Annotated in this window: 28 protein-coding genes; 14 read left to right on the plus strand and 14 right to left on the minus strand. The window is 67.7% G+C overall.

Annotated features, from left to right (window positions below):
* Positions 1-23: 23 nt before the first annotated feature.
* From ON23_RS15325 to ON23_RS15345, 4 genes are all read right to left on the minus strand, one after another.
* Positions 24-821 (minus strand): SDR family NAD(P)-dependent oxidoreductase, encoded by a 798-nt coding sequence (locus ON23_RS15325; RefSeq protein WP_039779091.1) that lies wholly within the window; start codon positions 819-821, stop codon positions 24-26.
* Between the two features lie 507 nt (positions 822-1328).
* A complete protein-coding gene (locus ON23_RS15335) occupies positions 1329-1649 on the minus strand; it encodes a hypothetical protein (RefSeq protein WP_039778961.1) in 321 nt (106 codons plus the stop codon).
* Positions 1646-1894 carry a hypothetical protein gene (locus ON23_RS15340; protein WP_039778962.1) on the minus strand — a complete coding sequence of 83 codons (249 nt, stop codon included), beginning with the start codon at positions 1892-1894 and terminating at the stop codon, positions 1646-1648. Before ON23_RS15340 ends, ON23_RS15335 begins: the two co-directional genes overlap by 4 nt.
* Positions 1895-1927: 33 nt before the next feature.
* Positions 1928-2326 carry a hypothetical protein gene (locus tag ON23_RS15345; RefSeq protein ID WP_039778963.1) on the minus strand — a complete coding sequence of 133 codons (399 nt, stop codon included), beginning with the start codon at positions 2324-2326 and terminating at the stop codon, positions 1928-1930.
* Positions 2327-2780: 454 nt separating this feature from the next.
* Between ON23_RS15345 and ON23_RS36510 the strand changes: the two genes are divergently transcribed.
* Together ON23_RS36510 and ON23_RS15355 are read left to right on the plus strand one after the other, a co-directional pair.
* A complete protein-coding gene (locus tag ON23_RS36510) occupies positions 2781-3686 on the plus strand; it encodes a helix-turn-helix domain-containing protein (protein ID WP_083903985.1) in 906 nt (301 codons plus the stop codon).
* Positions 3683-3892: a DUF397 domain-containing protein gene (locus ON23_RS15355; protein ID WP_039778964.1), complete on the plus strand. Its 210-nt coding sequence runs from the start codon at positions 3683-3685 to the stop codon at positions 3890-3892. Before ON23_RS36510 ends, ON23_RS15355 begins: the two co-directional genes overlap by 4 nt.
* A 98-nt stretch (positions 3893-3990) precedes the next feature.
* Here ON23_RS15355 and ON23_RS15360 read toward each other — a convergent pair whose 3' ends face one another.
* Positions 3991-4530 (minus strand): hypothetical protein, encoded by a 540-nt coding sequence (locus tag ON23_RS15360; RefSeq protein ID WP_210744294.1) that lies wholly within the window; start codon positions 4528-4530, stop codon positions 3991-3993.
* A gap of 140 nt (positions 4531-4670) precedes the next feature.
* Positions 4671-5015, minus strand: a complete 345-nt coding sequence (locus tag ON23_RS15365; RefSeq protein ID WP_051042724.1) for a PEP-utilizing enzyme — start codon at positions 5013-5015, stop codon at positions 4671-4673.
* 160 nt (positions 5016-5175) lie between these two features.
* Between ON23_RS15365 and ON23_RS15370 the strand changes: the two genes are divergently transcribed.
* Positions 5176-5574, plus strand: coding sequence for a DUF4870 domain-containing protein (locus ON23_RS15370; protein ID WP_051042725.1), 399 nt, complete (start codon positions 5176-5178; stop codon positions 5572-5574).
* A gap of 120 nt (positions 5575-5694) precedes the next feature.
* Here ON23_RS15370 and ON23_RS15375 read toward each other — a convergent pair whose 3' ends face one another.
* The 3 genes from ON23_RS15375 to ON23_RS35975 are packed head-to-tail and all read right to left on the minus strand — an operon-like array spanning position 5695 to position 6900.
* Entirely contained in the window at positions 5695-6120 is a 426-nt protein-coding gene (locus ON23_RS15375; protein ID WP_039778967.1) for a DUF2871 domain-containing protein, read from the minus strand.
* A gap of 44 nt (positions 6121-6164) precedes the next feature.
* Positions 6165-6554, minus strand: coding sequence for a DUF4267 domain-containing protein (locus tag ON23_RS15380; RefSeq protein ID WP_210744290.1), 390 nt, complete (start codon positions 6552-6554; stop codon positions 6165-6167).
* Positions 6538-6900, minus strand: a complete 363-nt coding sequence (locus tag ON23_RS35975) for an antibiotic biosynthesis monooxygenase family protein (protein ID WP_051042727.1) — start codon at positions 6898-6900, stop codon at positions 6538-6540. Before ON23_RS35975 ends, ON23_RS15380 begins: the two co-directional genes overlap by 17 nt.
* 79 nt (positions 6901-6979) lie before the next feature.
* Here ON23_RS35975 and ON23_RS15390 point away from each other — a divergent pair, with 79 nt between their 5' ends.
* Positions 6980-7468 (plus strand): MarR family winged helix-turn-helix transcriptional regulator, encoded by a 489-nt coding sequence (locus ON23_RS15390; protein ID WP_039778968.1) that lies wholly within the window; start codon positions 6980-6982, stop codon positions 7466-7468.
* Between the two features lie 267 nt (positions 7469-7735).
* Here the strand turns inward: ON23_RS15390 and ON23_RS15395 are convergent, their stop codons facing one another.
* Both ON23_RS15395 and ON23_RS15400 read right to left on the minus strand, forming a co-directional pair.
* Positions 7736-8623: an LLM class flavin-dependent oxidoreductase gene (locus ON23_RS15395; RefSeq protein WP_039778969.1), complete on the minus strand. Its 888-nt coding sequence runs from the start codon at positions 8621-8623 to the stop codon at positions 7736-7738.
* 246 nt (positions 8624-8869) lie between these two features.
* A complete protein-coding gene (locus tag ON23_RS15400) occupies positions 8870-9667 on the minus strand; it encodes an SDR family NAD(P)-dependent oxidoreductase (protein WP_039778970.1) in 798 nt (265 codons plus the stop codon).
* A 184-nt stretch (positions 9668-9851) separates the two neighbouring features.
* Between ON23_RS15400 and ON23_RS15405 the strand changes: the two genes are divergently transcribed.
* Entirely contained in the window at positions 9852-10970 is a 1119-nt protein-coding gene (locus ON23_RS15405) for an alpha/beta hydrolase (protein ID WP_039778972.1), read from the plus strand.
* A gap of 37 nt (positions 10971-11007) precedes the next feature.
* Here ON23_RS15405 and ON23_RS15410 read toward each other — a convergent pair whose 3' ends face one another.
* The gene (locus ON23_RS15410; RefSeq protein WP_039778973.1) at positions 11008-11568 is read right to left on the minus strand and encodes a TetR/AcrR family transcriptional regulator; all 561 of its coding nucleotides are present in this window, start codon (positions 11566-11568) and stop codon (positions 11008-11010) included.
* A 169-nt stretch (positions 11569-11737) separates the two neighbouring features.
* Between ON23_RS15410 and ON23_RS15415 the strand changes: the two genes are divergently transcribed.
* The gene (locus tag ON23_RS15415; RefSeq protein ID WP_039778974.1) at positions 11738-12055 is read left to right on the plus strand and encodes a DUF222 domain-containing protein; all 318 of its coding nucleotides are present in this window, start codon (positions 11738-11740) and stop codon (positions 12053-12055) included.
* A gap of 81 nt (positions 12056-12136) precedes the next feature.
* Here ON23_RS15415 and ON23_RS15420 read toward each other — a convergent pair whose 3' ends face one another.
* Positions 12137-13501 (minus strand): LLM class flavin-dependent oxidoreductase, encoded by a 1365-nt coding sequence (locus ON23_RS15420; protein WP_039779097.1) that lies wholly within the window; start codon positions 13499-13501, stop codon positions 12137-12139.
* 187 nt (positions 13502-13688) lie between these two features.
* Here ON23_RS15420 and ON23_RS15425 point away from each other — a divergent pair, with 187 nt between their 5' ends.
* From ON23_RS15425 to ON23_RS15460, 8 genes are all read left to right on the plus strand, one after another.
* The gene (locus ON23_RS15425; protein ID WP_039778975.1) at positions 13689-14990 is read left to right on the plus strand and encodes an O-acetylhomoserine aminocarboxypropyltransferase/cysteine synthase family protein; all 1302 of its coding nucleotides are present in this window, start codon (positions 13689-13691) and stop codon (positions 14988-14990) included.
* A complete protein-coding gene (locus tag ON23_RS15430) occupies positions 14983-15804 on the plus strand; it encodes an alpha/beta fold hydrolase (RefSeq protein WP_223273739.1) in 822 nt (273 codons plus the stop codon). Before ON23_RS15425 ends, ON23_RS15430 begins: the two co-directional genes overlap by 8 nt.
* A gap of 11 nt (positions 15805-15815) precedes the next feature.
* On the plus strand, positions 15816-17378 hold the full coding sequence (locus tag ON23_RS15435; protein ID WP_039778976.1) for an ABC transporter substrate-binding protein: 1563 nt from the start codon (positions 15816-15818) through the stop codon (positions 17376-17378).
* Between the two features lie 4 nt (positions 17379-17382).
* Positions 17383-18333 carry an ABC transporter permease gene (locus ON23_RS15440; protein WP_039778977.1) on the plus strand — a complete coding sequence of 317 codons (951 nt, stop codon included), beginning with the start codon at positions 17383-17385 and terminating at the stop codon, positions 18331-18333.
* Positions 18330-19241 carry an ABC transporter permease gene (locus ON23_RS15445; protein WP_174376490.1) on the plus strand — a complete coding sequence of 304 codons (912 nt, stop codon included), beginning with the start codon at positions 18330-18332 and terminating at the stop codon, positions 19239-19241. Before ON23_RS15440 ends, ON23_RS15445 begins: the two co-directional genes overlap by 4 nt.
* Positions 19238-20047: an ATP-binding cassette domain-containing protein gene (locus ON23_RS15450; RefSeq protein ID WP_039778978.1), complete on the plus strand. Its 810-nt coding sequence runs from the start codon at positions 19238-19240 to the stop codon at positions 20045-20047. The genes ON23_RS15445 and ON23_RS15450 overlap by 4 nt, the downstream gene beginning before the upstream one ends.
* Positions 20044-20817 carry an ABC transporter ATP-binding protein gene (locus ON23_RS15455; protein WP_039778980.1) on the plus strand — a complete coding sequence of 258 codons (774 nt, stop codon included), beginning with the start codon at positions 20044-20046 and terminating at the stop codon, positions 20815-20817. The genes ON23_RS15450 and ON23_RS15455 overlap by 4 nt, the downstream gene beginning before the upstream one ends.
* Positions 20818-20905: 88 nt before the next feature.
* Positions 20906-22117, plus strand: a complete 1212-nt coding sequence (locus ON23_RS15460; RefSeq protein WP_051042728.1) for a GNAT family N-acetyltransferase — start codon at positions 20906-20908, stop codon at positions 22115-22117.
* A 21-nt stretch (positions 22118-22138) separates the two neighbouring features.
* Here ON23_RS15460 and ON23_RS15465 read toward each other — a convergent pair whose 3' ends face one another.
* Positions 22139-22900 (minus strand): ABC transporter permease, encoded by a 762-nt coding sequence (locus ON23_RS15465; protein ID WP_039779102.1) that lies wholly within the window; start codon positions 22898-22900, stop codon positions 22139-22141.
* Positions 22901-22902: the final 2 nt, after the last annotated feature.

Consider the following 22902-nt stretch of genomic DNA (forward strand, 5'->3'; position numbering starts at 1 on the left):
CTTGCCTGCGCTGGGGTTTCGAGTCAGTAGTAGACGGGCCCCGGGACTCCGCCACCGGCCGCGACGGCATCGCCGGTGATCGCGATGCTGCGCGGCGAGGCCAGGAAGGTGACGACGTCGGCGACCTCGCGGGCGTCGATCACCCGGCGGATCGAGTTGGCGACCAGACCGGCCTCCAATTCTTCGACGGCGGCGCCGGATTCGGCGGCCTGGGCGGCCAGCCGTTCGGTGAGTCGCTCGGTCCGGGTGAGGCCCGGGTGCACGACCGTAACGTTGATCCCGTGCGGGCCGAGTTCGTCCGCGAGATTCTTGGTCAGGGCCGAGACGCCGACGTTGCGCACCGTCTGCGCGATCGAATTCGCTTGCCGTGCACCGAGTCCGCTGATGTTGACGATCCGTCCCCAGCCCTGCGCGATCAGATGCGGCGCGACCGCGCGGGCGGTGCGCAGATATCCGAGCACCTTGATCTCGACCTCGCGGCGCACGATGTCGTCGCTGGTGGCGTTCAGATCCGCGGGCGCGCCGGCACTCCACGGCGTGGCCGCGGCATTGACCAGGATGTCGACCCCACCCAGCTCGGCCACGGTGCGCTCGACCAGTGCCCGCACCTGTTCGTCGTCGCCGGTGTCGGTGGGCACCGCGACGATCCGCCGCCCGCTCTCCTGGGCGAGTGCCTGCGCCGCTGCCGCGAGCGGTTCGGCGGATCGGGCGGCGAGCACCACGTCCACTCCCTCGGCCGCGAGTCCGCGCGCGACGGCCAGGCCGATTCCCTTACTACCGCCGGTGACGATGGCCCGCTTACCGCTCAGCTGCAAATCCATGAGGGCGACGGTAACAACGCCCGCCGCGCGCGTCGCCGATCCGGATCGGGCTGAACCGAATCCGGCTCGGTCGTCCTCGTTCTCGGCGACATCGACCCGCACCCCGCCGCGATGACCCCGAGGATCGACGCCGCAGCCCCGGTCCCGGGCTTACTGAGCCGCAGGCCCGGCCGTGACGAGCCGATCGGCCGGGATTCGGTCGCCACCGCCTCGGCCCGCCGACCCGGCACCGCCGTCGAATCGATCGTCCATCCGCGAGCGGTGCAGGTGGTCGGCAGATCGCCCAGCACATCACGCCCGTCCTCCTCGCACGGCGCCGGGTAGCTGCGCTCGGCCGGACCGCGCCGGTGACGATGAACTGATCGTGCAAACCTCGTCGTTTTTCGCGGTTTTCGCGCATTTCCGTGGCGGTTTGCACGAAAAATTCGGGGCGTCGGGACTCGTGGGCCCGGCAATCACCGACGTCGCACCGCAGGCATGTCCTCGCGACGATCTTTCCGGTCCGGACTACCAGTCCGGCTGGTAACCCCAGCACCACATGTCTGCGGGGTCGACCGTCAGCAGCGCGGCGAATCCACACACCGATTTCGGGCTGCCGCCGACATGCTCGAGGTCATGGGTGATCACCGCGACGGCGTCGGCCCGGCGCAACGCGGGTAGCAGGTCAGGTACCGGCCCGTCGGCGACGATGCCCATCAGGCGATATCCCGCCCCGGCCGCGCGGCGGCGAATCGCGGCGTCGATCTCGGTTCGCCGATCGCCCGCCAGATCGGAGCGAACGTACCCGATTGCCTTGGGCCACTTCGACTTGTCCGGCTCCGCGCTCATCCGAGGAACCGCGTCATGGGCGTCGCAGACTCCGAATTGCGTTGGCCCGGAATCCATGCGGTCCACATCTCGTGGGCGACGCGATCCCAGACGGCGGCCCAGTGGCGCGATGTCTGTTCCCGTGCCGCCGCGAGATCGGTGCCCGGCGCGAACTCGATCACGTCGCCGGTGGCCGGATCGCGCGCCCGCCTGATCTCGATATGACGGTAGTTCTGCATCGTCCACTCCGCTTCCAGACCGTTCACCGCGGTACACCTGGTCCTGTCGTCCATCACCGCCTACCTGTCCCGCATGTCGGCGACCAGCCCGTCCAGCACGCTGAGTAGCGTGCCGAGGTCCGCGCCCGTCGTCACCGGCAGTTCGCTACCGATCGGGTCGAGCCGGATACCGCGCGCCGCGGCACGCTCGCGCAGCGTGTGCACCGGGGGAACGATCTTCCCGGCCTGCACGAGGAACCCGAATGCGGCGGCTTTGCGGGGACACCGATGGGCACGACACCCCTTGTGCTGCTGCATGATTCGCCGCGCAACCGATTCGGTGAGCGGATGCGGCGGACCGGCATGCTCCGGCGCGATCGGACTGCGCGCCCACGTCTCCGGCGGGCACACCGTTTCCAGATCACACCAATCGCACACCCGCGCCGGACTGTGATCGACGGTGGTCAAGTCGTAGACCACGACCGCCGCAGCGTCGACACCGAGGGCGAGCCAGACCGTAACCGACGGGATCCGGCCGATCCTCGGGTGGCCGCACGGTGTAGACGTAGTGATAACCCAGCCGCTCGGCATGGCGTTCGATCGCGAGCGCATGCCGCGACGCGTCCGCACCGGACACGGCGGGTCGTATAAGCCCGATAGCTCTGGGGCGCTTATCATTTCGTCGTACTCCATCGGTGTCCGGTTGCGTATCCCGGTGTTCGAGCATGGGAAATTTCGACATGTTCGTGCTTCCGACGACGGGGATGTGGTTGAGGCGCTTACGGATTGCCGGGTCGGCCGCCCCACCGCTCGCACACGTCGAGTACACACCGATTGCCGCCAGAACGGAACGGTTTCAAAGCGTTTCGTGACAAGATAAAACGTTCCAAACAATCTGAATTCACTAGCGAAGCTAACGACTGACGGGGGTCAGATGCAGACCGAATCGACGACACTTCCACGCAGACTGCTGGGCCGACGGCTGATCGAGTTGCGTGAGGCCGCAAACCTCAAGAGCGACGAGGCGGCGAAACTCGCCGAGATCGGCCGACAAACCTTGTGGCGCTTGGAGAACGGGCGGACTTCGGAAGTGAAGAGGCCGATCATCCGAGCACTGTGCCGCGTGTACGAGGTCAACGAAGAGGATCAGAATGGGCTTTTGTGGCTTGCGGACGAGTGCCGCAAAGAGGAGTGGTGGCAGTCCTACAGCGACGCGATTGTGTACGCCGATCAGTTCCTCAGCCTGGAACAGGCTGCAACTCGCGTCGATTCCTTTCAACTGACACTATTGCCCGGACTCACTCAGACGGCCGACTACCGCCGGGCAAAAGCCCGGTACTACAAGCCAGAATTGCGCAGATCGCGCCTTGTCGATCAACACATTCAATACAACGAGCAGAGAAGTTTCGAGCTACTTTCGAAACGACAAGCACGCCTGGCTGATTCGAGTAACCCGCTGACCATGCAAGTCTTACTGGGCGAGGCAGCGCTACGATATCGGATCGGGGGCAACGCAGTAATGGCCGACCAAATCCGCCATCTCCATGAACTGAGCCTGCTGGCGAATATGTCGATTCGCGTCATACCGTTCACCAGTGACGGTCATATCGGACTGGAAACCGACTCGTTCGTGCTGTTCGAATTTCCGCAACACTTGAACCCGGCGCTGACACAACCTCCGGTGGTATACATCGAGGGCTACGCCGGAACCTTGTACCTGGACAAGCCAACCGAGATCGAGGTGTACCGACAGGCGCTGTCCGACATCGCCGCTGTGGCGCTGAACGAAGCGGAGTCAAGGGCTCTGCTGCAGAAGATCGAACAGGAGTACAGGGCGTGAGTACCGATACGTCAGCCGCGAAGTGGTTCAAGAGCAGCCGAAGTCGGGACGGCGGAGAGTGCGTGGAGGTAGCACACCTGACCACCGGCGCGGTCGGAGTTCGCGACTCCAAAAACCCCACCGGCCCAACTCTCATCTTCACCCCCGCCGAATGGGACGCCTTCACCACCGGCCTTCAGGACGGCAAGTTCCAGCGACCGGCGTAGCAGTGTGGCGTTCGAGCAGCCGCACACCGAGCACAGGACAACCGGTCACCGCTCCCTGATCGCGTTCGACCACGGACGGAGGCTTCGGACGTACTCGTCTAGGAGTGCTGCGTCCTGTCGATACCGAGGGTGGCGATCAAATCTTCGTGCAGTTCGAACCACACTCGGTGGGCCGAGTCGTGTTCGGTTCCGGTGACCATCTCGGGATTATCGGCGGCCAGGGCGAGGGCCGCGGCGAAGCGGGTGTCGTAACCGGCGAACCGGGCGAGTCGTTCGGTGAGAGTATTCGTCAGCGGAACCAATTCCTTTGCGAGGCTTTCCAGTTCGGCCAGGATCGGCCGGTCCCGCTGCGCGTCCCGGTGGTCGTTGTCCTGCATGCTGCCATCGGGAAGAATGGTCAGTTGCCAGGCGGTGCACGCCCGCACCAACCGTGCGTTGAGCGGGAGAAACATGCGATAGACGTCTTCCACCGACGCTTTCGCCCCACACTCGGAAAGCTCGTCGGCGAGTTGCCGCTCGTTCTGCGCACGTCCGCTCTCGGTGAGCGACCACCCCGCGTCCGTTCCGAAACGGAAGCGGTTGATCCACCCACGCTCTCGGAAGTCCCGCACGTGCGACTCGGCGAGGTCGGCAGGCATTCGGTATCTGCCGGCGACCGCGTACGTACCAATGAACCCGCCCAGGCGAATTGCGTGCAACGCGAGCAGCGAACTGCGTGAAACGTGCGTCATCGCGGACTTCCCTTCCGTGTTGAGCGGCCATGCCTGGTGAAGCGAGTTCAATGGTGGGTCGAGCGAACGGCATGAACGTGTCCCTTGGTTCCGTCGACCGAGATGATCCGATGATCGGCCAGGGTCCGCATCGCTCCCTCGGCCGCCACCACGGCTGGAATCCCGAACTCGCGGGCGACGATTGCCGCATGGGACAGCATTCCCCCGGTTTCGGTCACCACCGCCGCGGCAACGCCGAAAAGCGCTGTCCACGACGGATCGGTCGTGCGACAGACGATCACATCGCCCGGCCGAACCGCGTCGAAGTCGTCGACACTGTGCACCAGCCGAACCGGACCGGCGACAACGCCACGGCTGGCCGCAGCGCCGGTGACGATGGGCGCATCCGGCATCGTGGTTCCTCCTGTCCACCGCGATTCAAGTTCGTCAAACATAGGTTGACGATCATAAGTCCGTCAACTGCTAGTTGACGACCCGGCGAAAGCTCGTGCCCTACAGGGCTCGCGGGAAAGTTGGGATCGGTAGGGGGCGCGTCCGGCGTCTACTCACCCCATGACATTTTCTCAACCTCCCGCGAACCAACCGCAGTCCGCCGGCTTGGACAAGAAGACCAGCGCGATCCTGTCGTACGCGCTGGGGTGGCTCACCGGAATCATCTTCCTCTTCATCGGAAAGCACGATCCCGATGTGAAATTCCATGCCTCGCAATCGATCGTCTTCTTCGGCGCGGTCTCCGTGCTCAATGTCGTGCTGAGTATCGTCGGCTCGCTCCTCGGAGCTGTGGGCATCATCTTCAGCCTCGCCGGACTCGTCGTCGCGGTCTTCACGGTCGTCGTCTGGATCATGGCCATGGTCCAGGCGAACAACACCGGCGGTGTCCGCGCAGCGCTCCCTATCGTCGGAAAGTTCACCGCCCCTTACGCCGATCGGTTGGCCAACTCGATCAGGTAGCGGCATCTTCGCATGGCGGCGGATACGACAGTCCGAAGATCAACGGCCCGAGGCTATCTCGGGCCGTTGGCGTGCGCGGAGACCAGACCGAGCATCCCGGCCGTCACCGATTCGGGCGGGTCAGGCGGGAACCACCTCCTCGCGGCGGGCCGTGATCGCCTGGTGCACGGTGACGAAGAACAGCACGAATCCGATGGTCAGCAGGACGTGTCCGATGCCGGCCAGCTCCGCCAGTGGCGTGGATTCGCCGTGCCCGAGAACGGTCCGGGTGCCGATGATCGTCATGCACGACACCGTCCAGAGGACAGCGATGTTGTAGACGGTGAAGAACCAGCGATAGGCGCGCGTGTTCGACAGGGCGAGTTGATGTTCGAGCACCAGGACGATCAGGAAGAACAGTGTCCCCAACGCCAGCAGGTGAGTGTGGACCACGGCGAGTTCGGTCTTGCCGGTGAACTCATGGGCCTTGGTGAGTTCGCGGTAGACCAGGCCCGACGGCAATCCCAGTGCGGTATAGCCGACAGCGGCCCAGTAGAGCTGTTTCATCGAGTCCTCGTTCGAATTTCGTTGCGGTCGTTGGGGTATAGAGCTCAGGCCGAGAGCTGTGCGGTGCGCGCTGGGGCGTCGGCCCGCTCAGCCTCGGGTGCCTTGTCGGTTTCGCCGAGGATCAGCAGGCCCGTGAGCGCGATGAGCGCGGAGGTCGATCCGTGGACACCGAACGCGGTGGCCGCGGAGCCGTGATGCGCCAGGACGTTGATCATGTCGCCGAGCGGCGCGACGGCCGTCGTCAGCAGAATCCACCCCAGGGCGCGGCGCCGGCCCGTTACCAGCAGGATGCCCGTGCCCAGACCCATCGCGAGTTCGCGGCAGCCTTTCACGATGAGGAAGCCGTCGCCGACGGGCACGTTCGGCAGGCCGAAGCCCTGGGCGGCGGTCTCGGGAGTCAGAACGAAAGAGATCCCATCAGGACAGCACCTCACCGGGTCCCAACTCGAGAGTGGGATGGAAGATCATCGGCCGTGCGGTGAGGTCGAGATCGTTCTGCATCCGCAGGGTCAATTCCCGCCATTCCGCCGTGCCGAGTGCGTTGCGCAGGGCGGTGCCGCTGTCCCAGTCCCCGACGTTGACGAAGACCGCCTCGGCCGCCTCACCGGCCGCCTGGAACATCCGGGTTCGGCGGAAACCGGCGGCGGCCGCCATGTACTGGGCGCTGTCGCGCCAGCGCTGCAGGAACAGGTCCCGCTGAGCCGCCGGGACGGACATCGTGTTGATCACCGTGACCGGGGCGTCGGTGGCAGGAACGGAGGGTGTGTTGGAATTCGTCATATTGTCACGTTAAGTGACAATCACAATTTATGTCAATACTCTTAGATGGCAATCATGTTGGATTGCTAGTGTGGGAGTCATGACGAACCGGCCGCTGGACTCGCGCGCGGGATTCCTGTTGTCGCAGATCGGTTTCCACGTGTCGTACCAGCTCACCGAGCAGCTGGCGCGCTCGGATCTGGACCCGGCCCATTTCGCGGTCCTCACCCAGCTGGCCGTCGCGGACGGCCGCAGTCAGCAGGAACTCGCGGATCTGCTGCGGGTTCACCGCAACGCGATGGTCGGACTGGTCGACGAGCTGGAAGAACGCGCACTGGTGACCCGGCAGCCACATCCGGCCGACCGGCGCGCGCACGCGGTCCACCTCACCGACAATGCCCGCCAGGTGCTCGAGTCGATGCAATCCGAGGCCGACGCACTGGAATCGGAAGTTCTCGCACCGCTCGACGAGACCGAGCGAGCCCAGCTCCTCCCGCTACTGCAACGCATCGCCGCCCACGCGGGCCTGCCCGCCGGTGTACACCCCGGCCTGCAACGACGACGCCGCACACGCCGCGCACCGAGGTGAACGCGGTCCGAATCACCGGGCGGGTCACCGCCACGCAGCCGTGCACCTGTCGTCGATCGGTGTGCGCTGAGGTGCCGATCAGTCGAGCAAACCCGAAACCGGCAATCCCCTGCCGCTCAGAAGTAGCGGCGTATTCGCACGGCGGCCGGATGCGACAGTCCGAAGGTCAACGGCCTGAGGACATTTCGGGCCACTGGCCTCCGCACGCAACGGCCCGAGCTCCAGGCCCCTCCATCGCCGATACTCTGTCGGCGCACTCCACGAGGATCAACGCCGTGCGGCCACCACCTCGGACGCAACCTCGAGGAATTTCAGGTCGGTGACGGCCGGGACCAGGATGAACTCATCACAGCCGGCCCGCTCCGCGCCGTCGAGAATGTCGGCGAGCACCTCGGGATTCGACGCACGCGCCGACGCGGCGATCATGCCGGCCAGGTCGGGCCCGAGGAAGCCGAGGTAGCGAGCCGTGAAGGAGCGCAACGCCTCGGACGCATCGGGGACACCCAGCGCGGTGAAGCAGCCACTGACCTTGCGCGGCTTCGTCTTACGACCGGCCTCGGCCCAGCATCGGTCGGCGCGATCGCTCACCTTGGCGATCTCCTCGGCGTCACCCGCGATGCTGAAGCCGGAGATGCCGTCGGCCCACCGCGCCGCGCGGCGCATCGCCTTCGGCCCCATCGAACCGGCGAGGATGATCGGCCCACCCGGCTGCACGCACGCCGGCCCGACCGGGTCCGCGCCCTCGAACGGGGGCTCGCCGGCGAGCAGCGACTTCAGCTCGGCGACCTTGTCCTCGAGCTGCTGGTGCCGACGCGTGAAATCGGCGCCGAGAGCGCGGTAGTCGTGCTCGCGACCGCCGACGCCGACGGCTACCTCGAGGCGGCCGTTCGCGAGCTGGTCGAGGGTGCCGATCTGCTGGGCGACCATCGCCGTCGGATGTTGCGGGAGCACCCACAGGTTCGCCAGGACCTGCACTCGCTCGGTGACCGCCGCGCAGGCGCCCAGCGTCGCGACCATCTCCGGATTCGAAAACGTCACCCGCTCACCGACGGAAACGCTCGAGAACGGGCCCGCGTCGATTCGCCGAGCCCAGTCGACCGTCGTACCCGGCCCGTAGCCGGGAGCCATCTGCGGAAGTGCGACACCGATTTTCATGTGGCGACCCTCTCAGACCGACCCGGCCCCGGTCCCGCGATCCCCCATTCCGGCACATCACGGACGACGGCGTGCGCCCGCCGAACTCGCGCCGAACCGTGCGACCGGGATCAGCCCGGAATGTGATTACACCGCTTCACTGGACCTGACCTCTCACTTCCCGAGGGCATAGCTGCCCTGCTCCGCGCCTGCCGCGACGACGCCGTGGCCCATCCGTACCGGTACGCGATGCATCGCGAGGCGGGTTCAGCTGTTCTTGAAAGGGTTGAGAGTCTTTCCGGCGAGGTAGCTCAGGTGGGTGGGGAGGGGTTTCATGGCGGCGGCGGAGATCTTGTTGAGGGTGCCGGGCACGCACACGGGCTTGCCCTTCATCACGGCGGTCCAGCCTTCGGTGACGACGGCTTCTGGCTGCTGCCAGAGGATTCGGGGCAGATGGTCGGCTTTGTCGCGAGTGCCCATGACATCGTGGAATTCGGTGTGCGTGAAGCCGGGGCACAGGGCGGTGACGTGGATGCCGTGGGGTTTGAGTTCCATGTCGAGGGCCTGTGAGGTGTTGAGCACGAACGACTTGATGCCGGTGTAGAGCAGGCTGGCCGCCGGTGGGGCGAACGCGGCGACCGAGGACAGATTGACGATGCGGCCCCAGTTACGTTTCTTCATGCCGGGAACGACCAGGTGGATGAGTTCGGTCGGGGCGGTCACCATCAGCTGGATCTCCCCGGCCAGGGCGTCCCACGGGGTGTCGGCGAACGCGGTCTTACCCGACAGGCCGGCGTTGTTGATCAGGACATCGATGTCGAGGCCCTGCTGGTCGGCGTGGTTCACAATCGCGGCGGGTGCGGCGGGGTCGGTGAGGTCGGCGGCGAGCACCTCGCAGCGCACGTCGTGCCGTTCGGTCAACTGCGCGGCGAGTTCCTGGAGCCGGTCGCCGCGGCGGGCGACCAAGAGCAGTTGGTAGCCGCGCCCGGCGAGGTGGCGGGCGAACGTCGCGCCGATGCCGGCCGAAGCGCCGGTGATCAACGCGGTGCGGGGGGATGTGGTCATGGTTCCTTCGTTCGGGTGGGCCGCGGATGTCGAGGGAGCCCGCCTCATCTGTCGCTTTCTTGAATGATCATCAAGAAGAGTAGCGGCTTCTTGACTGGCGTTCAAGAAATCCCTACCGTTGCCGCATGATCTTCTTGAATGATGTCCAAGAAGAACGGCGACGAGGCGGAAAAGGGCACACGGTATGACAAGCGGCGGGCCGGATCGGCACGAGGGAACAGCGGTACAGCGACGTGAGGTCGCCTTCGCGTCCGGGACGGACATGTGCGCAGCATGGCTGTACACCCCACCCAACTCACCGGGACCGCGGCCCATGGTGATCATGGGGCACGGGTTGGGAGCGGTTCGTCAGATGCGCCTGGATGCCTATGCCGAGCGGTTCGCCGCAGCGGGCTGGTCGGTGCTGGTGTTCGACTACCGCCACCTCGGCGCGAGCGACGGATACCCACGTCAACTACTCGACATCGGCAAGCAACGCGCGGATTGGCATGCCGCCCTGGCCTTCGTACGCACCCTGCCGGAGGCCGATGTCGACCGGATCGCGTTGTGGGGCAGCTCTTTCGGCGGCGGACATGTCGTTCAGGTCGCTTCCGAAGACAGCCGCATCGCGGCGGTCGTGGCCCAGTGCCCCTTCACCGACGGACCGGCGTCGTTGCGCTCGCGGCTACGAACGGGCCCGCTGAGCGCGATAGCGCTGACAGTGGCCGGCATCCTCGACACGGTCGGTTCCCGGTTCGGCGCGAAGCCGATCCTGATGCCGATGGCGGGCACGTCCTACATGCCCGCGTTCGTGGCCTCACCCGACGCTCTCGCCGGTGCCTCCGCACTTCTGCCCGCGGGGACCCGGCTCTCGCGGCGCACCAGCGCGTTGTTGAAACGGCTGCCCTCGGTGCGGGCTCGGGTGTCGACGAACATCGAACTGACCGAGATCGACGGCGGGGAAGAACCCGCGACCGTTGTCGGTCGCGACAGCATATGGGGTGTATTACGCGGCGCGGCCGGTGAATTCGATGCCGCCAACGCCCTGGCCGCACGGCTGGCGCTGCACCTTCCGCTCTATCGGCCCGGTCGCGCGCTCGCTCGCTTCAGCACTCCGACGCTGCTGTGTGTCTGCGACAACGACGCGGCCGCGCCCGCGAAGACCACGAAGCGGCACGCGCGGGGCTTGGCACACGTGCACGTCCAGAACTACCCCTGCGACCACTTCGACATCTACGTGGGCGAACACTTCGAACGCGCCGTGCGTGACCAACTCTATTTCCTGGCAACCCAATTCGACTACACCGCCCGCACCACGCAGTAGGTCGCCCCGGGCTCGTGGACGTGCGCAGACCCGGCACTCAGCCGGCGGCTGCGGCAAGACCGCGAGCGCTGTTCAGCAACGTCTCGATCACCGCGCGCCGCCGCGCCTGATCCGTCGGATGCGTCAGCAAGCCCTCGACAACGAAAACGCCGATCGCCACCAGCGGATCCACTTCGTCAGCGGGCACGCCGAGTTCGATCAGCTCTGCCCGGAACAATCCCTCGGCCAGCGCGTGGAACTGCTCGTGCCATTCCTGAATGGACGCGGACTCCTCGGCGCGCGTGTGGACCGTGCTCACCAACCGGCCCAGCTGCTCCAATTCCCCGACCAGCCACAACAGCCGATCAGCCAGGCTCGAGCCCAGCACTTCGCTGTAGGAGGCCATCGAGTCGGCCAGGACCGAGTCCAGGACCGCGATCAATACCGCGTCCTTGTCCTGGAAGTACCAGTACAACGTGTTCGACACCACCCCGGCGTCGCGGGCGATCCGCGTCATCGACGCCGCCTCGTAGCCTTCGTCGACGAACAACCGCCGTGCAGCGGCCACGATTTCCGCGCGCTTCTCTTCTCGATCACGCGGCCGTCTGTTCCGAGGCATCTCCAGTCCTGACTCATCATCCGGCGTTGACCCAACCCTATCTTGGACAGCCCCCAAGACCACCCCGACTTGCGCTCGGAGCGTAAGCCCAGCACCCTGCCGGGAAGTCCGACGCGCTGGACGAGCCGATTATCGAACAAATGTTCGAGCATGCGGTAGGCTCCCTCGCGTGAACACACATTCGACCGCATTGGCACCGAATGCTCCGGCACGGGGATGGTCGGAACTGGCCGATGTCGACTTGCTGCGCACCCTCGTCGAAACCGAACGCCGCCGACGTCGATTGGGTGCGGCCATGGTCGCGGCCGTCGCCGAGGCCGAGCGCCGCGGCCTCGCCGCCGACACCGGCTACCGGGACACGGCGGAGCTGTTGAGTGACCTATTGCGGATCAGCGCCTCCGAGGCGCGTCGGCGCATCGAATACGCCGCCCCGCGAGCCCGCTCCCGCGCCAGAAAGGCGTGGCGGGCGATGGCGGCGGCGAGCTGACAGGCCGATGAGCGCTCGTCGGTGCGGCCGGCAGTGCGCGCGACGCAGGTCTGCCGACACCTGCGCGGGGTCAGCGGCGGATCAGGCGCCGGCCCGCACGATCCCACCGCGCGCCACCGGATCGAGACTCGCCGGACCCAAGCCCAGGTGATCACGCAGCGTCGTGCCGGTGTAGTCGGTGCGGAACAGGCCGCGGCGCTGTAGTTCCGGCACCACCAGGTCGACGAAATCGTTGAAGGTGCCCGGCGCCTGCGCGGCGGACAGGATGTAACCGTCGGCCTCGCCGCCGTGGAAGCCCTCCTCGATCTGGTCGGCGATCTGTTCGGGCGTGCCGACGAACTGCGGCAGCAGCACGCCCTGCGCGTACAGCCGGCCGATATCGCGCAACGTCAGGTTGTCCCGGACGCTGAGCCGGCGCGCCACGTCGAACAGCCCCTGCGTGCCCGGCACCACGACGTCTTCGATCGGTGCGTCGAGGTCGTAGCGCGAGAAGTCGTGGTCGGTGTGCACCGACAGCGTGATGAGCCCGGAGACCGGATCGGCGAGTTCGTTGTGGAAGGCCTGCTTCTCGCGGGCGATCGACTCGGTCTCCCCCACGAACGGCACGAACGACGGGAAGATCTTGATGTCGTCCGGGTTGCGGCCGAAATCGGAGGCACGCGATTTCAGGTCGTCGTAATAGGCGCGCCGGCCCTCCGGAGTCGGATCGATCTCGAAGACCGCCTCGGCCCAGCGCGCGGCGAAATCCTTACCGACAGGCGAGGATCCGGCCTGGATGATCACCGGCCGGCTCTGCGGCGAATGCGGCACGGTCAGCGGCCCGCGCGTCTTGAACCAGGTTCCGGCATGGTCGACCACGTGCACTTTGTCCGGGTCCGCGAAGACACCGGTCGCCTTGTCCTGCACGAGCGCATCGGGTTCCCAGCTACCCCACAGGCGGTAGGCCACCTCGAGGAATTCCTGCGCCCGCTCGTAGCGTTCGTCGTGGCCCAGATGGTTGTCGAGACCGAAGTTCTGCGCCTCGGCCTGATTGAGCGAGGTGACCACATTCCAGGCCGCGCGCCCACCCGAGAGGTGATCCAGCGTGCCGAAGATCCGCGCCACCTCGTACGGATGAAAGTAGGTGGTGGACTTGGTGATCGCGAGCCCGATCCGGTCGGTCACATTGGCCAGCCCGGCCGCCACCAGCGCCGGATCGATCGTGGCCGAGGCCTGGGTGCCGCTGCGCAACGGCACCCGGATGTCGTCGCCGTAGCGCACCGGCGTCGCCAGGAGATCGGCGAAGAACAGGAAGTCGAACTTGCCGCGCTCCAGCGTCTGCGCCACCCGGCGGTAGTAGCCGGGCCCCAGATAGTCGGTCTCCGAGCCGGGATGCCGCCACGCCGCATGCGAATGGGTGACGTGCGAAGCGATCAGGAATCCGGCCAGATGCAATGCGCGAGACATGAGCCCAGCTTCGGCCACCCCGTGCGGAACGGTCACCGGTTGCGATCAGCGGGAACCGAAAAGCTACCCTCCAGCGAATCGGATCACGCTGAATCAATGGGGATCGCCCGGACGCCGGCGCGCCTACCATCCGGAGCATGAGTGTCCGCGATGCGCCTGCCGAACAGCGGAATTCGGCGGTGCGTTCATGAGCGAACCACCCACGGGACGCTCGTGGTCGTTCGAGACCCGGCAGATCCACAGTGGCGCACAACCGGATTCGGGTACCGGTTCCCGGGCGACCCCGATTCACCAGACCACGTCCTATGTCTTCCGCGACACCGACCACGCCGCGGAGACCTTCGCGCTGCGCGACCCGGAAACCCACGCGTACACGCGGGTCTCGAATCCGACGACGGCGGTCGCCGAACAGCGCCTGGCGGATCTGGAAGGCGGGCTCGGCGCGGTGGCGGTGGCGAGTGGTCAGGCCGCGGTCTCGCTGGCGCTGCTGACGATCGCCCGGGCCGGTGACCACATCATCGCCGCCGCGACGCTCTACGGCGGCACCTACAATCTGCTCGCCCACACCTTCGCCGACCTCGGGATCACCGTCGAGTTCATCGCCGACCCCGACGACGCGGCACAGTGGCGGCGCGCGATCCGGCCGAACACCAAGGCGCTGTTCGCCGAGACGATCGGCAATCCCCTCGGCAACGTGCTCGACGTCGCCGCGGTCGCCGACCTCGCGCATACCGCCGGGATACCGCTGGTGGTGGACAACACCGTGCCCACCCCGTACCTGCTGCGCCCGATCGAGCACGGCGCCGACATCGTCGTCCATTCGACCACGAAGTTTCTCTCCGGCCACGGCACGGCGATCGGTGGCGCCGTCGTCGATGCCGGGCGGTTCGACTTCCGGGCCGACCCGCACCGGTGGCCGCAGCTCAACTCCCCCGATCCCAGCTATCATGGCCTGGTGTTCGCCGCGGAATTCGGTGAACTCGGCTACCTGACCCGGCTGCGCACCAAGCTGCTGCGCGACCTCGGTCCGGCGGTCTCCCCGTTCAACAGCTTCCTGCTGCTGCACGGGCTGGAAACCCTGTCGCTACGGGTGGCCCGGCACAGCGACAATGCCGCCGCGATCGCCGAATGGCTTTCCGCGCGAACCGAAGTCGAGCGCGTGCACTACGCTGGGCTGCCCGGCAGCCGCTGGCACGACGCGGCCCGGCGCTATCTGCCACGTGGTGCCGGCGGCGTGCTGGCGTTCGAACTGACCGGCGGCGCGGCGGCCGGCCGACGCCTGGTCGACCGCCTGCACCTGTTCAGTCACCTGGCCAATATCGGGGACGTGCGCAGCCTCGTCATTCATCCGGCGTCCACGACGCACGCCCAATTGGACCCGCGTCAACAACGCGACAGCGGCGTGACACCCGGTCTGGTGCGGCTGTCGGTGGGCCTGGAGAGCAGCACGGATTTGATCGCGGATCTGGAAGAGGGACTCGGTGAGTGACATCAGTACGGCCGACTTCTCCGCCGCGGACTTTCCTGGCGCCACGGGAAGCGTTCACTACCGGCGCTGGATACCACCCCGGCCCCGCGCGGTGCTGGCGTTCTTCCACGGCCTCGGCGAACACGTCGGCAGCTATCACCCGTTCGCCGCGGCGCTCAATTCCGCCGGAATCGCAGTGTGGGCCAACGATCATGCCGGACACGGCCGCAGCGACGGTGAGCGCGTGCTGATCTCGTCGGTGGACACCCTCATCGACGACGCCGAGACCCTGGTCGGCCTCGCCCGCGCCGCGCATCCGGACGTTCCGCTGATCGTGGCGGGCCACTCCTTGGGCGCACTGGTCTCGGCGCTGCTGGTCGCCGAACGCGATGTGCCCGCGGCCGCTCTCGTCCTGGCGGGTTCGTCGCTGCTCGTCGAGGGCGAGAGCTGGGTGCTGCGGGTGCTGGCCGACGGTGTCGACCCCTGGGAACTGCGTCGCGATCCGAGCGAAATGACCCGCGACACCGCCTACGCCCAGCAGATCCGCGAGGACCCACTCACCTGGCAAGGCGGGCTGCGGCTGGAAACCCTCGGCGCATTGGGCGCGGTCGCGCCGCGCATCCCCGCGGCACTGGACACACTCACGCAGCCGGTGCTGTTCGTGCACGGCGCCGAGGACGATATGGCTCCGGTCGCCGGGGTGCATCGCGCGGTGGCCCAACTCCCCGACGCGCGGGCGGCGGTTTTCCCGGAGGACCGGCACAACATTCTCAACGAGATCGACCGCGATCAGGTCTACCGGGTCGTGGTGGATTTCATCGCCGAGCACCTGTGAGGCATTCGGAAATGACACGCGCACACCGGCTTTCGCTGCTACTGGCGGCGGTGACCGCGATCGCGGCCGTACCGCTGAGTTCCTGCGGCACCGGCGGTGACAGCGGCGGCTCCCCCGCCGTGCAGACCACCCAGGCACCGACCCCACCCGAGGATCGGCTCGACACCGACGCCACCGTGAACGTCAGACTGACGCTCGAGCCCACCAGTCTCAACACCTTCACGACGGCGGGCGTCGCCCTCGACCAGGTGCTGCTCGACAACGTGTACCAGGGCCTGGTCAGCATCGACACCAACGACCGCGACAAGATCGTCCCCGCGTTGGCGCGTACCTGGGAACTGTCCCCGGACGGCCTGCAGTACACCTTCCACCTGGCCCCGAACGCCACCTTCCACGACGGCTCACCGCTGACGGCCGCCGACGTGGTGTGGTCGCTGCGGCAGGAGATCGCGCCGGGTGCACGGGCACTGAAGGCAGCCGACTTCTCGTCCGTGGCCGACGTATCCGCACCCGATCCGGCGACCGTGCGGATCGTCGCCAAGCAGCGCGACACCACCCTGCTGTGGGCGCTGTCGCAACGCGGCGGGATCGTGTACAAGCAGGGCACCGACTTCGCCGGACTCGACGGCGCCGAGAACGGATCCGGGCCGTTCCGGCTGGCGCAGTGGAACCGCGGCTCCTCGATCACACTGGCGCGCAACGACTCCTACTGGGGCGCACGACCCAAGGTGGCGAAGGTGGTGTTCCACTACATCAAGGATCCCAACGCCGCCAACAACGCCGAAGCCACGGGACAGACGGATATCCAGGCCGGCGCCGATCCGACCCTGCTGCAACCGTTCACCGGTAACGATCGGTTCACGGTGTTGCGCGGCACCACCACCGACAAATACACGCTGGCGTTCAACGGGACCCGGGCGCCGTTCACCGATCCCGCTGTGCGTCATGCCATCCGGCAGGCCACCGACACCCAGGCCGCCATCCGCACCTATGGCGCGGGCATCGCCATCGGCAGCGATGTACCACCGCAGGATCCCTGGTACGAGGACCTCACCGCGATCGATTCCTACAATCCCGACAATGCCCGCAAGCTGCTGGCCGGCGCGGGATTCGGCAACGGTCTGGCGCTGACGCTGGATGTGCCCAACATCTACCCGGCCTCGATCACCGATCTGCTGGTCTCGGACCTGAAGAAGGTCGGGATCACGCTCACGGTGCACCAGGTGGAGTTCCAGACCTGGTTGTCGAAGGTGTACGCCGGCAAGGATTTCGAGCTCAGCCTGGTCGATCACGCCGATGCCCGCGACCTGGCGAACTACACCAAGCCCACCTACTATTTCGGCTACGACAACAAGCAGGTGCAGCAGTGGTACGACCAGGCACGCACCGCCGCCACCGACGCCGAGCGCGACGCGTTGCTGAAGAAGGTGGCGCGGCAGATCTCCGAGGACGCCGCCGCCGAATGGCTGTTGCTGGCGCAGACGACCACCGTCGTCCGGCAGGGGGTCTACGGCGTGCCGCAGGCAGAAACCAGCAACCGGTACAACCTCGCCACGCTGGCGGTCGCGAAATAACGCCGTGGCCGTATTCCTGGTGCGCCGCAGCGCGTTACTGCTGATCTCGCTGGTGGTCGCGAGCACCCTGGTGTTCGGCCTGCTGCGACTGCTGCCCGGCGATGTCGCCACCACGATCGGTGGCATCGAGGCCGGGCCGCAGCAGCTCGCCGCGATCCGCGCCGACCTCGGCCTGAATCGGCCGCTCCCGGCGCAGTACCTGTCCTGGATGGGTGGGGTGCTACACGGCGATTTCGGCCACTCACAGCTCAACGGCGCCTCGGTCGGCGCCGAGCTGGCCCGCAAACTTCAGGTCACCGTGCCGCTGGCGGCCGGGGCGCTCGCCGTCGCGGCCGCTATCGCGGTACCGCTGGGCACCTGGGCGGCCGTACGTAACCGGAGCGCGGCCGGCAGCGCGGTGGGCGCGGTGTCGCAGCTCGGCGTCGCGATTCCGAGCCTCTGGCTGGCGCTGCTGCTGATCACCGCCTTCGCCGTCGAGTTGCGCTGGCTGCCGGCGCAAGGGTTTCCGGTCGACGGGTGGGCTCGACCGGAGGCGGCGCTGCGCAGCCTGATTCTGCCGTGGCTCGCGCTGGGGCTCACCGAAGGGGCAGTGCTGCTGCGGTTCGTCCGCTCCGCGGTGCTCGGCGTGCTGCATGCGGACTTCCTGCGCACGGCTCGCGCCAAGGGGCTCACCCGCACGCAGGCCTTGCTGCGGCACGGCCTGCGCAACGCATCGCTGCCGGTGGTGTCGATCCTGGGGCTGCAGGCGGCGGCGTTGCTGGCGGGAACCGTGGTGATCGAGACCGTCTTCACCCTGCCGGGCGTCGGCAGCATGCTGGTAACCGACGTCGGCAATCGTGATCTGGTGAAAGTCCAGGGTGAGATCCTCATCCTGGTCGCCGCGGTGCTGACGATCGGTTTCGTCGTCGACATCGCCCACCGGCTGATCGATCCGCGGCTGCGGAGCACGGTGTGAGCGCGGCGAGCCGCCGACGGCGGCAGACACTGCGCACGGTAGCGCTCGCGGTCCTGCGGCGGCCGGGTGGGGCATTCGGGCTGGCGGTGGTGGCCGCGCTGGTGGCCGCGGCGGTGGTGTCGCTGTGGTGGACACCGTTCGACCCCCAGGGCACCGATGTCCGTGCGGCCTGGCTACTACCGATGCACCGGGGGCACCTGCTGGGAACCGACCGGGTCGGCCACGACCAATTCAGCCTGCTGCTGGCCGGCAGTCGCGAAACCCTTGTCGCCGCAGTGGGTTCGGCGTTCGTGGCCGCGGTGCTCGGCCTCTCGCTGGGCACCGCCGCGGTGCTGGCGCCGCGGCGGCTCGGCGCGACGCTGGTGCAGGCGATCGATCTCCTGATCGCCTTCCCCGGACTGTTGCTGGCCATGGTGCTCGCCGCGGTGTACGGCGGATCCCTGGCGACCGTCGTGGCCGCCATCGGGGTCAGTGCGGGAGTCGCGGTGGCGCGGGTGTCGCGCGGGGAGATCGCCCGTGTGCTCGCGCTGGATTTCGTCCTCGCCGCCCGCGCGTGCGGGGCGTCCACCACCCGCATCGTGCGCACCCACCTGCTGCCCAATATCGCGCCCACGATGATCGTGCAGTTGTCGCTGGTCATGGCGCTCGCCGTGCTGACCGAGGCCGCGCTGACCTACCTCGGCTACGGCAGCTCGCCGTCGACGCCGTCCTGGGGCGGGCTGCTGCACGCGCAGCAGGACTACATCGCCGCACGTCCCCTGCTGGTCGTCTGGCCCGGGCTCGCGGTGGCGCTGACCGTACTCGGCTTCAATCTGCTGGGCGACGCACTGCGCGACGCGACCGATCCCCGGCTACGGACCGAGAGGCCTTCTCCGCGACCGCAATCGGCGGACGGGATCCGACAGTGACCCTGCTGGAAGTCGCGGATCTGACCGTGCGGATCGACGGCCGGACGGTGCTCGACGGCGTCGGATTCGACCTGGCCGCCGGAGACCGGCTCGGCGTGATCGGCGCCTCCGGATCCGGGAAGTCGCTGACGGCGCTGGCCATTCTGGGCCTGCTCCCCGACCACGCCGACGTACGCGGCAGCATCCGGTTCGACGGGGTGGAACTGCTGGGTCGCAGCGATCGGGAGCTGTCCGCGATTCGCGGCCATCGCATCGCGATGGTGTTCCAGGAGCCGCTGTCGGCGCTGAATCCGCTGATGCGGGTGGGCAGGCAGATCGGCGAACCGCTGCGCATCCATCGCGGCCTCTCCCGCAAACAGGCACTCGCCGAAGCGCTCTCGCTGGCGGACCGGGTCGGCCTGCCCGATCCGGAACATCTGATCCGGGCCTATCCGCATCAGCTTTCCGGCGGCCAGCGCCAGCGCGTCGGCATCGCGATGGCATTGGCCTCCCGTCCGGCGCTGCTGCTGGCCGACGAACCCACCACCGCCCTCGACGTCACCGTCCAAGCCGAAATCCTCGGGCTGCTCGACGATCTCGTGGTCGACCAGGGCACCGCCCTGCTGTTCGTCACCCACGATCTCGCCGTGCTCGCCCGAATCGTGCGACGGGTGCTGGTCCTCGGGGACGGCCGGGTCCTGGAAGCCGGTGACCTGCCGCAACTGCTGCGCGAACCTGCCCACCCGTATACCCGCACGCTGCTCGAACTCGCGCGGGCGAGCGCGTTCCGGCGCGGCACGCCGGATGCGGTAGGAGGCATGCGATGACGCTGCTCGAAGCGACCGGGTTGTCACGCCGATTCAGGCTCCCGCGCCGCTCGCCGTGGGAGCGCCCACCGTTGCGGCACGCCGTGCGGGATGTCGGATTGTCGCTCGCCGAGGGCGCCCGGCTGGGGATCGTCGGCGAATCGGGGTCCGGCAAATCGACGCTGCTGCGTTTGCTGCTGGCCCTGGACCGGCCCGACGCGGGACGGATCCGATACCGCGACCGGCCCGTCACCGGCCGCGACCTCGCCTGGTTCCGTCGCGAGGTCCAGGTGGTGCTGCAGGATCCACTCAATTCGCTGGACCCGCGACTGCTGGTGGGCGATTCGATCGCCGAACCCCTGCGCTGTCTGCGCGTTCCCGGCGACCACGAGGAACGCATCGCCGAAGTGCTCGCCGCGGTCGGCCTGGAACCCGATGCGGCGCAGCGGTATCCACACGAATTCTCCGGCGGGCAACGGCAGCGGATCGCGATCGCGCGGGCACTCGCGCCGCGGCCACGGGTACTCGTCGGCGACGAGCCGTTCTCCGCGCTGGACGCGGCGATCCGCGCTCAGATCATCGACCTGGTCCGCGACCTCGCCGACGAGTTCGGCCTCTCGCTGATACTGGTCTCGCACGATATCGGCGTCGTCCGGCAACTCTGCGACGAGCTGCTGGTGATGAAGGACGGGTCGGTCGTCGAATCCGGCTCCACTGCAACGGTTCTCGACAATCCCCGCCATCCGTACACCCGCACGCTGCTGGACGCCGTCCCGACGTTGCCATGGTGACCTCCACCAGCACCACGGCAGCGGCCCGCTACCGTGGTCCGGGACGTGTGGCCCGCGAAGTACCCGCCCACTACCTCGGAGGTGACCGATGACCAGCGGCACATCAGCGATCGAGCTCGAGACGTTGACCGACGCCGGCGAGGTGCGCGCGGCCGGAGACATCTTCCGCACCGCGATGGTGGGGCTGCCGCCGCTGCCACGAGAGGCCGACGGACTGGTGGAGCCCGGACGTACGCTGGGCGCTCGCCTGGACGGCCGGCTGGTCGGCGCCGCCGACTCCTACACCAGTTGGCTCGTCGTTCCCGGTGGGGAGCGCGTGCCCCACGCGGCGGTGACACATGTCGGCGTCCTTCCGACCCACACTCGCCGGGGCGTGGTGAGTGCGCTGCTGCGGCGTCAGCTCGCCGATATCGCCGCGCGCGGCGAAGTGGTCGCGAGTCTGCGCGCCACCCAGGGCGGTATCTACGAGCGGTTCGGCTACGGCGTGGCCGGCTCGTACGCGACGCTCGAGCTGGATCGGCGGCAGGCCCGGTTGCGCGACACCGTGGCCCAGGGTGGGCCGGTGCGCTACCTCGACGCCGAGAACCGGTGGGAGACGCTGGCGAAAATCTATGCGGCAGCCGACATTTCGTGGAACGGCGCGATCGACCGGACGCCGTATTGGTGGCGATTCCAGGAGTTGGTCGCCGGCACCGCAGGCTGGACGGTAGTGCACGGCGAACCCGGCGCCGAGGACGGATTTCTGCGCTACCGTCCGGCCGAGGGCACCGGCTGGCCGCGCAATCCGCAGCGCACGGTCATTGTCGACGATTGGGTCGCCACCACGCCCACCGCCTACCGCGGACTGCTGCGGCATCTGCTCACCCATGACATCGTGGACCGGATCGTGGTCACCTTCGCACCCGTCGACAGTCCGCTGCGGCACCTGTTCACCGACGAGCGCGTGGTCACCGTCGCCGGCGTGCACGACGAGACCTGGTTGCGGCTCGTGGACGTCCCGACGGCACTGGAACGGCGCAGCTACCGCCAGGCACCGCCCGTGGTCCTCGCGGTGACCGATGACATCCTGCCCGCCAACACCGGCTCCTACCGGATCGCCGCCGATGCCGTCACCCGCGTCGACGCCCCCGCCGATCTCACCACCGACGTGGCCGCTCTCGCCGCGGCATACCTCGGCGGATCCACCTGGCACCAGCTGGCCCTGGCCGGTCGCGTACGCGAAAACCGCAGCGGCGCAATCGAAGACGCGGACGACCTGTTCACCACTACCTCGGCCCCGTTCGCCGGCACCTACTTCTGAACCCGGCGCGACCGCCGCCCGTCAGGGGCGGTCCAGCACCACCCGGGCCAGCGAGTCCAGCGCGAACCCGATCAGGCCGATCACCACGATCACCGCCATCACCTGGTCGTAGGCGAGCTGGTCGCGGGCATTGAGGATCTGATAGCCGAGGCCGGACCGCACCCCGAGCATCTCGGCCGGGACCAGCACCACCCAGGCGATGCCGAGCCCGACGCGGAATCCGGTCTGCACCGGCCCGCGGATCGCGGGCAGGATCACCGAGGTCAACTGCTCGCGCCGGGTCGCACCGAACGACCGCGCCACCAACAGCAGACCCGGGTCGATGGATCGCACACCCGCGGCGGTGTTCAGCACGATGGGCCACACCGAGGCCGCGGCCACCAGGAAGATCACCGGCTGGTGCCCGATCCCGAACAGCGCCACCGCGATCGGCGCCCACGACAGCGGTGAGATCATGCGCAGGAACTGCACCACGGGCGCGACCGCGGCTTCGGTGGCGGCGTGCAGTCCGAGCAGCAGCCCCAGCGGAACACCGACGGTGACCGCGATCAGCAATCCCACCAGCAGCCGCCACATACTCACCGCGATATCGGGAAGCAGCACACCCCGATCGAGCAGTCCGGCAATGGCCCCGGGCACGTGCTGCGGCCCGAATTCGCGCAGCAGCGACTGCGGTCCGGCCACCAGATCGGTGAGCACCCACCACAGCAGGATCGCGGCGCCGAGGGCGGCCAGGCGTGGTAACCAGGCCGCGACGCGGCGACGTGGGCGGGCGGCGACGATAG

This window comes from Nocardia cerradoensis NBRC 101014 (assembly GCF_000308535.1).
Taxonomy (GTDB): Bacteria; Actinomycetota; Actinomycetes; order Mycobacteriales; family Mycobacteriaceae; genus Nocardia; species Nocardia cerradoensis.

What these genes read in the sequence shown, in the direction of transcription:
- ON23_RS15455 (WP_039778980.1), top strand. Translation starts at nt 20,044, where the DNA reads ATGACGCTGCTCGAAGCGACCGGGTTGTCACGCCGATTCAGGCTCCCG.
- ON23_RS15395 (WP_039778969.1), bottom strand. Translation starts at nt 8,623, where the DNA reads ATGAAAATCGGTGTCGCACTTCCGCAGATGGCTCCCGGCTACGGGCCG.
- ON23_RS15375 (WP_039778967.1), bottom strand. Translation starts at nt 6,120, where the DNA reads ATGAAACAGCTCTACTGGGCCGCTGTCGGCTATACCGCACTGGGATTG.
- ON23_RS15370 (WP_051042725.1), top strand. Translation starts at nt 5,176, where the DNA reads ATGACATTTTCTCAACCTCCCGCGAACCAACCGCAGTCCGCCGGCTTG.
- ON23_RS15325 (WP_039779091.1), bottom strand. Translation starts at nt 821, where the DNA reads ATGGATTTGCAGCTGAGCGGTAAGCGGGCCATCGTCACCGGCGGTAGT.
- ON23_RS15410 (WP_039778973.1), bottom strand. Translation starts at nt 11,568, where the DNA reads ATGCCTCGGAACAGACGGCCGCGTGATCGAGAAGAGAAGCGCGCGGAA.
- ON23_RS15435 (WP_039778976.1), top strand. Translation starts at nt 15,816, where the DNA reads ATGACACGCGCACACCGGCTTTCGCTGCTACTGGCGGCGGTGACCGCG.
- ON23_RS15360 (WP_210744294.1), bottom strand. Translation starts at nt 4,530, where the DNA reads ATGCCTGCCGACCTCGCCGAGTCGCACGTGCGGGACTTCCGAGAGCGT.
- ON23_RS15390 (WP_039778968.1), top strand. Translation starts at nt 6,980, where the DNA reads ATGACGAACCGGCCGCTGGACTCGCGCGCGGGATTCCTGTTGTCGCAG.
- ON23_RS15460 (WP_051042728.1), top strand. Translation starts at nt 20,906, where the DNA reads ATGACCAGCGGCACATCAGCGATCGAGCTCGAGACGTTGACCGACGCC.
- ON23_RS15420 (WP_039779097.1), bottom strand. Translation starts at nt 13,501, where the DNA reads ATGTCTCGCGCATTGCATCTGGCCGGATTCCTGATCGCTTCGCACGTC.
- ON23_RS15425 (WP_039778975.1), top strand. Translation starts at nt 13,689, where the DNA reads ATGAGCGAACCACCCACGGGACGCTCGTGGTCGTTCGAGACCCGGCAG.
- ON23_RS15400 (WP_039778970.1), bottom strand. Translation starts at nt 9,667, where the DNA reads ATGACCACATCCCCCCGCACCGCGTTGATCACCGGCGCTTCGGCCGGC.
- ON23_RS36510 (WP_083903985.1), top strand. Translation starts at nt 2,781, where the DNA reads ATGCAGACCGAATCGACGACACTTCCACGCAGACTGCTGGGCCGACGG.
- ON23_RS15335 (WP_039778961.1), bottom strand. Translation starts at nt 1,649, where the DNA reads ATGAGCGCGGAGCCGGACAAGTCGAAGTGGCCCAAGGCAATCGGGTAC.
- ON23_RS15365 (WP_051042724.1), bottom strand. Translation starts at nt 5,015, where the DNA reads ATGCCGGATGCGCCCATCGTCACCGGCGCTGCGGCCAGCCGTGGCGTT.
- ON23_RS15405 (WP_039778972.1), top strand. Translation starts at nt 9,852, where the DNA reads ATGACAAGCGGCGGGCCGGATCGGCACGAGGGAACAGCGGTACAGCGA.
- ON23_RS35975 (WP_051042727.1), bottom strand. Translation starts at nt 6,900, where the DNA reads ATGACGAATTCCAACACACCCTCCGTTCCTGCCACCGACGCCCCGGTC.